The following is a 12,501-nucleotide window of genomic DNA, read 5'->3' on the forward strand; positions in this document are numbered from 1 at the left end:
AAACTCTCGATTAAATGGTTTATTTAATCCCAAGTTATCCTTGGCTCTTAAATTCGAAATTATTTATCAATAAAAAATTGATTGGTTTAAATCGTTCTTTTCACTTTTATTCAGTTTTGCTTGTCAACTGCTTTTTCCAGATGACTTATCTATTCTACCATTTAAAAAGTTATTTGTCAAGGGTTTTTTTGAAGTTTTTTAAAAATTTTTAAAAAACTTTTTACAATTGTGTATCGCAGCAATTGTAACTACTATAAGTAGTGTATAATGCTTACTTATATATAGCTCGTCCAATATTGATTATGCAAATATCGTTTCACGCGCAAATCGTATTTCCCCTTACATATAAGTTTGCTTTGTATATATAATAGAAGAGAAATGAAAATTCTGTTTAATGAATGGCGGTCGTTTGATGAAGTAAAATTACTAATCATATGCAGCGCATTTGACATATGCAGCGCATTTGACATATGCAGCGCATCTGACATATGCAGCGCATCTGACATAGAAAAATGGATATAGAAGTGAATCTATATCCATTTTTTTGTTTTTGTTTTTTTTCTATTTATTTGATCTAATTACATTTATTAACTATAATTTCTATGTATTTCTTGGAGCAATTTGATGGATAAGACGAAATGGAGCTTTTTAGCAAGCGGAGCGTACAAATGTACTCGAGCATTGCTAAAAAGTGAATGAGTCTTAGGCGCAAATTGAACAAGAAAGAGCAGAAATTATTCGACCATTTCTGAAGCTCGGTAACTGCTCCTTACAAACGGTCCCGAAGCTATTTTCTTAATTCCAATAGATAAAGCATATTCTTCATACTCCTTAAACTCATCCGGATGAACATATCTCTTGACCTCATAATGCTTCATACTTGGTCTCAAATATTGTCCGATTGTAATATAATCGCAGCCTGCTTCGTAAAGCTCTTTGATCAAAGCAAGGACTTCTTCTTTTGTCTCGCCTAGCCCAACCATAAAGCCGCTCTTTGTCTTAAGGCCCTTTGCTTTGGCGTACTTAATGACTTCGATGGAATCTTTGAAGCTGCCTTCTTTACGCACTTCTGGGAAGAGTCTCTCTATGGTCTCGATATTGTGGTTTAGTATATCTGGCTTCTCGTCCATAACTATGTCGAGTAAATCCTTTTTCGCGTGCATATCGGGGATCAGTACTTCGACTGTTGTATCGGGATTTAGCTTTCTCACCCATCTTATAACGTCTCTAAACTGAGCAGCGCCCTCGTCGGCTAGGTCATCTCTTGTAACTGAGGTAATAACTGCGTGCTTAAGCCCAAGTATCTTCACCGCTTCTGCCAAATTCTCTGGTTCATGCGGGTCGACTTCCTCTGGCCTCTTCGTAGTGACGTTGCAGTACCTGCAATTGCGGGTACAATTCTCCCCAAGTATCATGAATGTCGCCGTTCTCGACTTGTAGCACTCCATCTTGTTCGGGCAGTTCGCCTCTTTACAAACGGTGTTGAGCTTCAAATCCTTTAGCATGTGCTCGATCTCGTCGTTGTTTTTGTTCCCTGTAACCTTTATTCTAAGCCAATCTGGCTTTTTAATATAGTTTTTCTCTTGCATTTAATCACCTGATTTCGTCTTTAAAATATTTTCTGCAAGTTCATCTTTCGTGATGCCCTCGATGTATTCACTCATATCAATACCCGAGAGTGCCCTAATTAAATCATCTTTTTCTAATTTTACGCCCTTGAATAAATTTTCCAAATCCTCTTTTGCTTTTTCACCGAAATAGTCGCCGTCTATACAAATGTCTTCTATGACATTACTTTGGTCTTTCAAATAGATATCCATCACGCACGCGTCGTTCATAAATGAGTGCACCTTATCGAATTTGCCGTAGCGGCCGTAGGTCCACTCGTCGTTTGCGTATTTATTTTTCCTGATCTCGTCCACTCTTTTAAGTTCATCATCATTTAAAATATATTCTTCATCTATATGATAATAGTTTTTGATGTAAGTCTTAAGCTCTTCTATAAACATGGCGATATCCATATTCATCATGGACTTAAGGCTTGTGATGCGGCTCTTTACGCTTGTTAGTGACTTTTTCGCTAGCTTTAATTTGGCTGGCGTCAAGAGTTTACCTATGTCGATGGGGCTGTCCTGATAAATGATGCTGCCGTGGTGTATCATGAGCTCTCTGTCCTTGTACTGAGCGTTGCCTGAGATTTTTCTGCCACCCACGATGATGTCGTTGCGGCCCGTAAACTCTGCTTTAACTCCTTTTTCATTAAGGTAGCGAACGACTGGCTCCGTAAACTTTCTTAAAGAATTTTCTTCCTTCTTCGTGATTATTGTGTACTGAACTATATTTTCATCTGTGTAGATGCAGCCGCCGCCAGATGGGCGTCTGACTAGCTTTGCGCCGACTTCATTCATGTAATCTATATTGATCTCCTTATAAGGATTTTGGTTTCTGCCTAAAAGTACTGTCTTATCATTTTGCCAGATCATGAAGAGCTCTCTCTTCACATTTTTGATCAGGTACTCTTCGAGAGCGTGATTATACGCGCCGTCTCGGGATTTGTTGTCTACGAATATCAATAAAAGTCCTCCCTTTTCGCATGCTTTTTGATCTCTTTAATCGCTTTTTTCTCTATACGCGAAACGCTCATCTGCGATAGGCCTAGCTCCTTCGCTATCTCAAGCTGTGTTTTTTGCTCGAAGAATCTCTTTCTCACTATTTCTTTTTCGGTGTTTGAAAGATTTTTCATCCAGCTATCGAGCTGCTCTCTATCTTCAAAGTCCTTAAAGCTTTGGTCGTCGTCGCCTATTATGTCAGCGAGTGCGGTCTTCTTGTCATCAGTTCCTATCTCAAAGTCTATTGACTGAGGCGTATAAACTTTGCCCGCGTCCATCGCAAGCAAAACTTCGTCCGTCTCTATGCCTAGGTACTCCGCTATCTCCTTAACTGTGGGCACTTCGCCATTGACCATACTTAAATGATGGTAGGCGTCTTTGACCTTCTTCGTGTTCTCTTGAACGCGGCGCGGCACCTTGATTGTCCAGCCTTTATCCCTGAAGTAACGCTTGATCTCGCCCAAGATAGTAGGCGTAGCAAAGCTAGAGAACTTAAAACCGCGCTCTGGCTCGTATCTTTCAACTGCCAGAATCAGGCCCAGTGACGCTATCTGAAAGATGTCGTCGTAATCGATGCCCTTGCCGACGAATTTCTTCGCAAGTATCTCGGCAATGTAGAGGTTCCTCTCGATTAGCTCATCTCTAAGCGCCTGGTCGCCAGTTTTTCTGTACTCTTCAAAAAGCTTTTGTACATCGTCCTTCTTCTTCGCCTTTGTCATGGTCTTTTCCTTATTATTTCAATCCTATCGTCTTGAATGAGCATCGCTTCGGAAAGTGCATTGATGATGTCTATGTTCATCTCGAAATCATCGCCCTCGGGATATTTATCTAGGTAGATGGTGATGATCATCGACTTTTCTTTGAATTTGATATCCATTTTGACTCTGTCTTTGTTAATGGCATGAGCCACCAAAGCCATCTCTCCAACGGCGACTTTTGTGTCTTCTATATCATCAAACTTGTAATTTTCCTCTGCCATGACCTTGCTGACCATGAGTCTGAAGATTGAAAGGTAATTCTCCTTATTTTCAATATCTAGTGTAAATATCATTCGTCGTCTCCTAGGTTAAATAATTTATCTAAATCAGTAATTTTGAAGACTTTCTTGATGTTCTTCTTTAAATTTTTTACTGTGATTTCTTTTTCTTCGTCTCTTGTCAATTTTAGTAGACTTATAAAGCTACCAAGGCCTGTAGAGTCAATGTATTCAAGACGCGAGCAATCTACAACTAGGTCCTTATCAAGCTCTTCGTAGATGTCGGCTAGCTTTTCTTTGAATTTTTTGTTATTGTAAATGTCGAGGTCCCCTATCAGCTCGATAAGGTAGTGATCCCCTTGGTCGATTAAGTTTAAATCAAACATATGGCCCTCCTATATTTATTCTTCAACTGAGGAGACAAACTTTGATGCGCTGGCAACTTTGTCGTCGGCTTGCTTCATAAGTATAACTCCTTGTGTGTTTCTTCCTAATTCATTTATACTGTCACTGTCTATTCTGATTATAACGCCTTTAAGTGAGATGATCATGATCTCATCTTCCTCTTCCACAGCTTTTGCAACGACTATCGGTCCTGTCTTTCCTGTGACTTTGTAGCAGATCATGCCCTTGCCGTTTCTTGCTTGTACCTTAAATTCATCAAAGGCTGTCTTCTTTCCATAACCATTCTCAGTGATCATCAAAAGGCTTGTCTTCTTGTCAGCGACTTCGATTGAGACTATGCAGTCGTCCTTGTTTAGCTTCATCGCGATAACGCCCATCGCTGTCCTTGACATGGCTCTAGTAGTTTTTTCGTCGAAGATCAGTATCTTACCCATCTTAGTAACGCAGGCAATCTTCTCGTCTCCGGCAGTTCTTCTGACGCCTATAACCTTGTCGTCGTCCTTAAGATTTATCGCCTTAAGGCCTCTCTTCTTGATGTTTTTGAACTCGTCAAGGCTAGTTCTCTTGTATATACCTTGTTCTGTAAGCATTGATAGGTAGCCACCTTCTTCATCTCTCTTTATTGGGATGATGGCTGAGATCTTCTCGTCTTTTTCAAGCTGAACTAGGTTTACTATGGCAAGTCCCCTCGCTTGACGCGAACTTTCTGGTATTTCATAGGCTTTGATGGCGTAGACCCTGCCCTTGTCTGTGAAGAATAGTAGGTCGTCGTGGGTCGATACTACGTATATGTCCTCAACGAAGTCCTCGTCACGTCTTTGCATGCCTTGAACGCCCTTGCCGCCTCTCTTTTGCATCTTATATGCGCCCTCTGGCATACGTTTGATATAACCAAAGTGTGTTAGAGTGATTACAACGTCTTCGTCCTCTATCATGTCTATGGTATCGATCTCGCCTGGGTCTGGCATGATTCTTGTTCTTCTTAAGTCTTGGTACTTGTCTCTAATCTCGATAAGCTCATCTTTGATTATGCCGTAGATCAGTCTTTCTGAGCCAAGTATTTCCTTATATTGATTAATTAATTTTATAAGTTCAAGGTATTCTTCTTCAAGCTTGTCTCTTTCAAGTCCTGTTAATCTCTTAAGTCTCATCTCCAAGATGGCATTTGCTTGAATTTCACTTAGCTTGAACCTAGTCATAAGCTCATTAGCAGCAGTCTTGTCGTCTTTTGAGCCTCTGATTACCTTTATTATCTCATCGATATGGTCAAGTGCAATACGAAGTCCTTCGACGATATGTGCTCTAGCCTCAGCTTTTGCAAGATCATAACGTGTTCTACGAGTGATGATCTCGTATTGGTGCATGATGTAGTACTCAATAAGTTCCTTAAGCGTAAGTACCTTTGGCTCGCCATTTACAAGGGCTAGGTTGATTATACCAAAAGTGTTTTGCATTTGAGTTTGCTTATATAAATTGTTTAGGACAATGTTGGCGCTTTGATCACGCTTTATGTCTATAACTACTCTTAAACCATCTCTATCGGACTCGTCTCTGATGTCTGATATGCCTTCGATCTTCTTATCTCTTACGAGTTCGGCTATCTTTTGTATAAGTTTTGCTTTGTTTACTTGGTATGGCAGCTCTCTTACAACTATCTTTTCTCTGCCCTTTTTCTCTTCTATTTCACAAAGCGCTCTTTGTACGATACGGCCCCTGCCTGTCCTGTAGGCCTCTTTGATGCCGTCTTTACCCATAATCAAGGCGCCTGTAGGAAAGTCTGGTCCCTTGATGTACTTCATAAGTCCTTCGACATCTATGTCCTTGTCGTCGATGTAGGCAACGCAAGCGTCGATAACTTCCTTTAGATTGTGTGGCGCCATGTTTGTCGCCATACCAACTGCTATACCTGCTGAACCATTGACAAGGAGGTTCGGGAAACGTGATGGAAGCACAACTGGTTCCTTTGTTGTCTCGTCGAAGTTTAGCATGTAATCGACTGTGTCTTTGTTAATGTCACGAAGCATCTCCATGGCGATCTTTGTCATCTTTACTTCAGTGTAACGCATCGCAGCAGCGCCATCGCCATCGACGCTTCCGAAGTTACCGTGGCCATCAACTAGTAAATATCTTGTGTTGAAGTCTTGCGCAAGTCTAACCATAGCGTCGTAAACCGCTGTATCACTGTGTGGGTGGTACTTACCAAGCACGTCACCGACTACTCTGGCGGACTTTCTGTACTGACCTTGCGGTGTGATGCCTAGTTCGTTCATCGAATAAAGTACCCTTCTGTGAACTGGTTTTAGTCCGTCTCTTACGTCAGGAAGCGCTCTTGAGACTATAACGCTCATCGCGTAGCTCAAGTAGCTCGACTTCATCTCGTGCTCGACATTGACATCCTTAAATTGTGTATCTTTTAAAATTACTTCATCTGTCATCTTTTTACCTCATTATATATCTAAATTATATATCTAAGTTCGACGCGTATTTTGCGTTCTTTTCAATAAATTCTCTTCTCGGTTCGACCTTGTCACCCATAAGCATGGAGAATATCTCGTCGGCGTTAACAGCGTCATCAACATTGACTCTTAGTAAAATTCTATGTTCTGGGTCCATGGTAGTCTCCCAAAGCTGTTCAGGGTTCATTTCACCAAGACCTTTGTAACGCTGAATAGTGTAGTTGTCTCTGCCTATCTCTTTGAGTAAGGCTTCAAGCTCGTCATCGTCATAAACATAGTACTCTTTTCTGTTTTTGCTAACCATATATAATGGTGGTTGAGCGATGTAGATGTGACCATCGTCAACAAGCTCTCTCATATGTCTAAAGAAGAATGTTAATAGCAGCGTTCTGATATGAGCGCCGTCGACGTCGGCATCGGTCATGATGATGATCTTGCCATATCTAAGCTTTTCTATGTTAAATTCAGTGTCTATACCTGTACCAAAGGCAGTGATCATCGCCTTTATCTCTTCATAAGCCAAAATTTTATCAAGTCTCGCCTTTTCTACGTTAAGAATCTTACCTCTAAGTGGCAGTATTGCTTGGAACTTCCTGTCCCTGCCTTGCTTAGCAGATCCGCCGGCTGAGTCCCCTTCGACAATGAAGATCTCTGTCTCAGTATTGTCGTTCGGTTGGCAATCCGCCAATTTGCCCGGTAAAGTCGTGTTATCAAGCACACTTCTTTTACCTCTGGATAGGTCACGCGCCTTTCTCGCCGCTTCCCTAGCCCTTTGCGCCGATATCGCCTTTTCTATAATCTTTTTCGCTTCTTGCGGATGAAGTTCAAAGTAGTCATTAAGCTCTTGATAGGCTACAGAGTTCACTATGCCTTGAACCTCGCTATTGCCAAGCTTTGACTTAGTTTGTCCCTCGAATTGTGGCTCTTTAAGCTTAACCGAGACAATGGCTGTCAGACCCTCTCTCGCGTCATCGCCAGAAAGATTTTCTTCCTTTTCCTTTATAATATTGACTTTCCTACCATAATCATTAAGCGCTCTTGTTAAAGCGTTTCTAAAACCAGTCAAATGGTAGCCGCCTTCTGTTGTGTGTATGTTATTTGCGAAGGTTAAAACGTTTTCCGAATAACCGTCAGTGTATTGCATTGCAATTTCTAGCTCACAATCGTCCATGGACTTGTCAAAGTAGATGATGTCGTTTGTGATGGCGTTTTTGCTGCGGTTGATGTACTCAACAAAGCTCTTGATCCCGCCTTCGTAGTGAAAAACTTCCTCAGATGGCTCTTCTTCTCTTTCATCAATTAGAGTGATGCGAACGCCTTTATTAAGGAAGGCAGTTTCTCTAAACTTATTAACAAGGACTTCCTTCGAAAATTCAGTCGTGTCAAAAATTTCCTCATCCGGCATGAATTGTATAGTAGTACCCGATTCTTTAGTATCGCCAACGACCTCGATGTCGCCTTGCGCCTTGCCTCTAGCAAAGTGCTGTTCATATATATGACCCCCACGCTTAACAGTCGCTATCAGCCATTCGCTAAGCGCGTTAACGCATGAAACACCAACACCGTGAAGACCGCCTGATACCTTGTATGCGTCGTTATTGAACTTACCGCCCGCATGAAGCACAGTAAGAACTGTCTCCAAAGTCGATTTGCCAGTCTTAGGATGGACCTCAACCGGTATACCCGAGCCGTTGTCCTCAACAGAGATGCTTCCGTCTTTGTAAATCCTCACGTTTATAGTATCTGCTCTGCCGGCCAAAACTTCGTCGATGGAGTTGTCCATAACCTCCATAACGCAGTGGTGTAGACCTTTTGTGCCAGTTGAGCCGATGTACATACCGGGTCTTTTTCTAACGGGTTCTAGTCCCTCAAGGACCTGAATACTACCCGCATTATAATTCTTATCTTCCATTTCTTCCTCCGTAAATCATTTCATTCGTTTCTAATTTTATAAGTAAATAATCATCGTCAATTAAATCTTTTATGTCATCCATGTCTTGAAGCGTGAATATGACTTGCATTTCGCCAACCGCATCAAGAAGGTATTTCTTTCTTTTTTTGTCAAGCTCACTAAAAACGTCGTCCAAAAGCAGCGTCACATCCTTATTAAAGCTACTAATCATCTTAAGTTCAGCAATCTTCATAGCGAGCATCACAGTTCTTAATTGGCCTTGCGAAGCAAATTTCCTCGCCTCACTCCCAGCTATTGTTATAGTATAGTCATCTCTATGAGGGCCGAGCGCTGTCGATTTTCGCTCGATGTCCTTGTCAATATTGGCAGTGAAAGCATTTTCGTAAGCCGTTTTGATGTCACCTGCTATGTCAATATTGGTCTTGTACTCGATCTCTAATTCGTCTCCGCCGCTTAAGTCCATATGTATGGCCTTGCAAATGGCATTAAAGTTCTCCGTAAATGTTTTTCTCTTCTCTACGAGAGCCGCGCCAAGCGTGATGAGCTGCGTATCGTAGGACTTTAAGACTGCCTTTAAAGAATTTTTATCCTTGTAGATTTTTAAAGCCTTATTTCTATTCATAAGCACTTTATTGTAGCTAAGTAGTTCGTCGCGATACGATGGCGACAGCCTTGTTAGTATGCTGTCAATGTACTTACGCCTAAGTCCTGGAGCGCCTTTTAAGATATTTAAGTCGAAGGGCTCAAAGAGAACCGCCTCAAAACGCTGATTGTACTCCTTGGCATTCTTGATCATCTTGTCATTTTGCTTAACGAGCTTGCCCTTGGGCTCAACAGTGATCTCGACCCTATTTAAAATATCATTATAAAGGTACTCGAAAGAGGCATAGGCCGATGCGTTACCAAACTTGATCAGCTCTGCATTTCGCTCAGTTCTAAAGCTCTTCAAAAAGCTGAGCATATATATCGCCTCAACCACATTCGATTTGCCCTTGGCATTGTTCGCCAAAATTATGTTCTTTTTTGGATGAAACTTCAAATATAACTTTGAGAAGCTTCTGTAATTTACAAGCTTTAAACTCTTTAACATATCTCGATACTTTCGTCAAATACAGTGACCACGTCGCCTTGCCTAATCTTTTTGCCCCTGCGAGTCTCTACCTCGCCATTGACCTTGACTAAGCCATCTTGAATGATGTTTTTGGCCATGGCACCGCTGTCTACGATAGCGCAAACCTTTAAAACATTTTGCAGCTGAATGTATTCGTCTTCTAGCTTAAACTTCATAATTCTCACCTAATCTCTACTATTATTATATATACTCACTTATGCTTGCATTTTTACAGGTAAAACAAGGTAGCGATATTCGTCGCCCTCGTAAATCTTCATAGGTCTGATGCTTTCAGATAGCTTAAGAGTCAGCTTATCCGCGCTCATGGCCTTGAGACCTTCAAGAACGTAGCGGCCGTTGAAGCCAATCTTGATGTCATCACCAGTTTTTTCTACCATGATGTCGTCAGTCGCGTTACCAAGCTCGTTTGACGCGGCAATGTTAAGATTATTGTCTTTAAAGTCCATGACTATTAGACTGATTCTGTCCTCAAAACCTATCAAGGAAACCCTTTCGATTGCGTTAACTAGATCCATCCTATTGATCTCAACAGTAGTGTAGTCCTCGCTTGCGAAGACTTCTTCGTAGTTAAAGAAGTCGCCTTCTATAAGCCTTGTATATAGAAGTGCTCTGTCTATTTTAAAGACAGCCTTGTCCCTCGCGTAAGATATTTCCACGATGTCGTCAGTATCGTCAAGCATCTTTTGTATTTCAGCCAAAGTTCTGTAAGGCACGATAAATGAGCTATTCTCCTCTACAGCGGCCTTGAACTTTAATGAGCTAATTCTGTAGCCATCAAGACTTGCCGCGCTTAAAAGGCCATCTTCAAACTTGAAGTAAACGCCGCAAAGCGTTGGTCTCGCTTGATCTTGACTAGTTGAGAATAGTGTTTTCTTGATAATTTTATTAAGCTCTTTCATAGTTAATTTCACAGACTTGTCCAAGCTGTAGTGCGTGTCAATCTCTGGATAATCGTCGTGCGGCATGCTCTTTAGATTGAATTTCGAAAACTTCGCCTTGATCTCGACGTCGTCACCGTTTGAAGTAAAGCTGATCTCGCCAGACGGCACCTTTCTAACTATATCAGAAAGAAGTTTGTTTGAGAAGCAGCAAGTGCCCTCTTCGACCACAGTGCATTCACATTCACTGATGATAGTTAGTTCAGTGTCAGTCGAAACGAGCCTAATTCTGTTATTTGCTGCAGTTATCTTAATCGCTTCAAGAATTTCTAGAGGACTTCTTTGAGAGATAGCCCTTTGAGCGATGTTTATGTGCTTTAAAAATTGGTCTTTGTCAATAATAAACTTCATTTAATCACCCCAATATTCACTTTCTTGTTAAAATGCGTTCTTTAACTCGTTTCAAATTTTTCGTCGCTGCGACGTATATTTATACGACTCACTCCAAAAAATTATCAACTTCGTTAAATTTACGCATTTTTCCTACGAAATTAAATATTAATACTAATTTTGTTGCTATCAAATAATTTCGTAGTAGTTATTTTCTTCTATCATATAATATATATATAATTTTAAATAAATATTTTTCTTTCAAATATATCTTTTCTAAGAGATATTTCTTTTACAGAACTAAACTTTGCTATAATTATAATCTTAATAAAGAGTAATAGTAGTAGGTCCTGTATAATTGTGGATAAGTTTATCAAATTCATATTTATCATCAATATTTATCCACAGGTCTTCTGAATAAAATGTTCAGTAAAGAGGACTTATCCACAGATAGCTTTTTCCAAAGCCTCAACTGCTTCCCTAATATTCGCCTTAGTCTTCTTTTCCTTCAAAATCTTTTCGTAGGCATATATCACAGTAGAGTGATCGCGTCCACCAAAAGCCTCCCCAATCTTCGGGTACGACAAATCAGTATTTACACGCGCGAAATACATCGCTATCTGCCTTGGAATTGCTATATCAGAGTGCTTCCTCTTCGAATTTATATCCTCAACCGAAATGTTAAAATACTTCGCAACCGCTTCCTTAATCGAATCGATAGTAATCTCCTTTTCCTCACTTTGACTCATAAAATCAAGCGCACTTTTTGCGAGTGGTACAGTAATTTCAAGCTTTGTACCGTCCTCCTGTTCAGAAGCAGCCTTGACACCCATCAGAGCCCCCTCAAGCTGACGAATATTTTGCTTAGCACGTTTCGCGATGTATTCAAGCACATCATCAGAGACATCTAAGTTCTCTTCGTCCGCCTTAGCCTTTAGAATGGCGATACGCGTTTCCAAAGGTGGCTGCTTAACCTCAATAGTTAAGCCACTTTCAAAACGGCTGATAATTCTGTCCTGAATATTCTTAATGTCACTAGGTGACCTATCAGACGCTATAATTATCTGCTTGTTCATAGAGTAAAGCGCGTTAAAAGTGTGGAAAAACTCCTCTTGCGTTTGATCCTTGTACGATAAAAACTGAATATCGTCAATAATCAAGCAGTCCAAAGAGCGATACTTTTCCTTAAATTCGCGCATCGTTCTGTTCTGTAAGCAGCTAATAAGCTCATTCGTGAAGTCCTCACTCGTGATATATAAAAGCCTAAAATCCTTGTGATCCTTTAGCATCTTATTGCCTATCGCATTAATCAAATGAGTCTTACCAAGACCAGTCTTACCAAAAAGGAAGAATGGATTGTATAAAAGACCAGGATTTTCCGCTATTCTCTTTGAATTTTCAAAAACATAAAGGTTCGCATCACCTGGAATAAACCTGTTAAACGTGAAATATGGATTCAAATTCGGAATGATATCCCCAGTTTTTTTCGACGTCTCCTCAACACTTTGCTTGTAATCGTAGCCTTGAGAAGGGTCCAAAACCTTGACATCACTCACGCCCTCGCCCATCGACACAAGTTTTCTCTTGATAGTATCCTTGTAATTGAACTCAACTATACTCTTTATGAATATATTTGGAGCCAAAAGTACCAAAACACCATCCTCCAAGCCGACCGGCTCTAAAACACTGATCCACAAGTCGATATTATTGATAGGAATGTCTTCCTTAAGCGCCTCCACACAC

11 protein-coding genes are annotated in these 12,501 nt (G+C 40.7%); all 11 read right to left on the reverse strand.

Going from position 1 to position 12,501, the window contains the following annotated elements:
• Nucleotides 1-734 precede the first annotated feature (734 nt).
• The gene (gene lipA / locus Q0E71_RS05315; protein WP_294796779.1) at nt 735-1,589 is read right to left on the reverse strand and encodes a lipoyl synthase; all 855 of its coding nucleotides are present in this window, start codon (nt 1,587-1,589) and stop codon (nt 735-737) included.
• Nucleotides 1,590-2,573 carry a lipoate--protein ligase gene (locus tag Q0E71_RS05320; RefSeq protein ID WP_294796781.1) on the reverse strand — a complete coding sequence of 328 codons (984 nt, stop codon included), beginning with the start codon at nt 2,571-2,573 and terminating at the stop codon, nt 1,590-1,592.
• On the reverse strand, nt 2,570-3,328 hold the full coding sequence (locus tag Q0E71_RS05325) for a SigB/SigF/SigG family RNA polymerase sigma factor (protein ID WP_294796783.1): 759 nt from the start codon (nt 3,326-3,328) through the stop codon (nt 2,570-2,572). The genes Q0E71_RS05320 and Q0E71_RS05325 overlap by 4 nt, the downstream gene beginning before the upstream one ends.
• A complete protein-coding gene (locus tag Q0E71_RS05330) occupies nt 3,325-3,660 on the reverse strand; it encodes a hypothetical protein (RefSeq protein ID WP_294796784.1) in 336 nt (111 codons plus the stop codon). The genes Q0E71_RS05325 and Q0E71_RS05330 overlap by 4 nt, the downstream gene beginning before the upstream one ends.
• The gene (locus Q0E71_RS05335) at nt 3,657-3,971 is read right to left on the reverse strand and encodes an STAS domain-containing protein (RefSeq protein ID WP_058259641.1); all 315 of its coding nucleotides are present in this window, start codon (nt 3,969-3,971) and stop codon (nt 3,657-3,659) included. The genes Q0E71_RS05330 and Q0E71_RS05335 overlap by 4 nt, the downstream gene beginning before the upstream one ends.
• A gap of 15 nt (nt 3,972-3,986) precedes the next feature.
• Entirely contained in the window at nt 3,987-6,425 is a 2,439-nt protein-coding gene (gyrA, locus tag Q0E71_RS05340) for a DNA gyrase subunit A (protein WP_294796787.1), read from the reverse strand.
• Nucleotides 6,426-6,450: 25 nt separating this feature from the next.
• Nucleotides 6,451-8,358 carry a DNA topoisomerase (ATP-hydrolyzing) subunit B gene (gene gyrB / locus Q0E71_RS05345; protein ID WP_294796788.1) on the reverse strand — a complete coding sequence of 636 codons (1,908 nt, stop codon included), beginning with the start codon at nt 8,356-8,358 and terminating at the stop codon, nt 6,451-6,453.
• On the reverse strand, nt 8,348-9,448 hold the full coding sequence (gene recF / locus Q0E71_RS05350; protein WP_294796790.1) for a DNA replication/repair protein RecF: 1,101 nt from the start codon (nt 9,446-9,448) through the stop codon (nt 8,348-8,350). Before recF ends, gyrB begins: the two co-directional genes overlap by 11 nt.
• Nucleotides 9,442-9,645, reverse strand: a complete 204-nt coding sequence (locus Q0E71_RS05355; RefSeq protein WP_058259637.1) for an RNA-binding S4 domain-containing protein — start codon at nt 9,643-9,645, stop codon at nt 9,442-9,444. The genes recF and Q0E71_RS05355 overlap by 7 nt, the downstream gene beginning before the upstream one ends.
• A 39-nt stretch (nt 9,646-9,684) precedes the next feature.
• Complete coding sequence (dnaN, locus tag Q0E71_RS05360; protein ID WP_294796792.1) at nt 9,685-10,779, reverse strand: DNA polymerase III subunit beta; 1,095 nt, start codon at nt 10,777-10,779, stop codon at nt 9,685-9,687.
• 419 nt (nt 10,780-11,198) lie between these two features.
• Nucleotides 11,199-12,501 (reverse strand): chromosomal replication initiator protein DnaA (dnaA, locus tag Q0E71_RS05365; protein WP_294796793.1); only part of this gene is annotated, 1,303 nt, incomplete at its 5' end.

The organism is uncultured Fenollaria sp. (assembly GCF_934202865.1).
Taxonomy (GTDB): domain Bacteria; phylum Bacillota; class Clostridia; order Tissierellales; family Peptoniphilaceae; genus Fenollaria.

Excerpts from the sequence above, each read along its gene's own strand:
- lipA (WP_294796779.1), bottom strand. The coding sequence starts at position 1,589 with ATGCAAGAGAAAAACTATATTAAAAAGCCAGATTGGCTTAGAATAAAG.
- Q0E71_RS05325 (WP_294796783.1), bottom strand. The coding sequence starts at position 3,328 with ATGACAAAGGCGAAGAAGAAGGACGATGTACAAAAGCTTTTTGAAGAG.
- Q0E71_RS05330 (WP_294796784.1), bottom strand. The coding sequence starts at position 3,660 with ATGATATTTACACTAGATATTGAAAATAAGGAGAATTACCTTTCAATC.
- Q0E71_RS05335 (WP_058259641.1), bottom strand. The coding sequence starts at position 3,971 with ATGTTTGATTTAAACTTAATCGACCAAGGGGATCACTACCTTATCGAG.
- gyrA (WP_294796787.1), bottom strand. The coding sequence starts at position 6,425 with ATGACAGATGAAGTAATTTTAAAAGATACACAATTTAAGGATGTCAAT.
- gyrB (WP_294796788.1), bottom strand. The coding sequence starts at position 8,358 with ATGGAAGATAAGAATTATAATGCGGGTAGTATTCAGGTCCTTGAGGGA.
- recF (WP_294796790.1), bottom strand. The coding sequence starts at position 9,448 with ATGTTAAAGAGTTTAAAGCTTGTAAATTACAGAAGCTTCTCAAAGTTA.
- Q0E71_RS05355 (WP_058259637.1), bottom strand. The coding sequence starts at position 9,645 with ATGAAGTTTAAGCTAGAAGACGAATACATTCAGCTGCAAAATGTTTTA.
- dnaN (WP_294796792.1), bottom strand. The coding sequence starts at position 10,779 with ATGAAGTTTATTATTGACAAAGACCAATTTTTAAAGCACATAAACATC.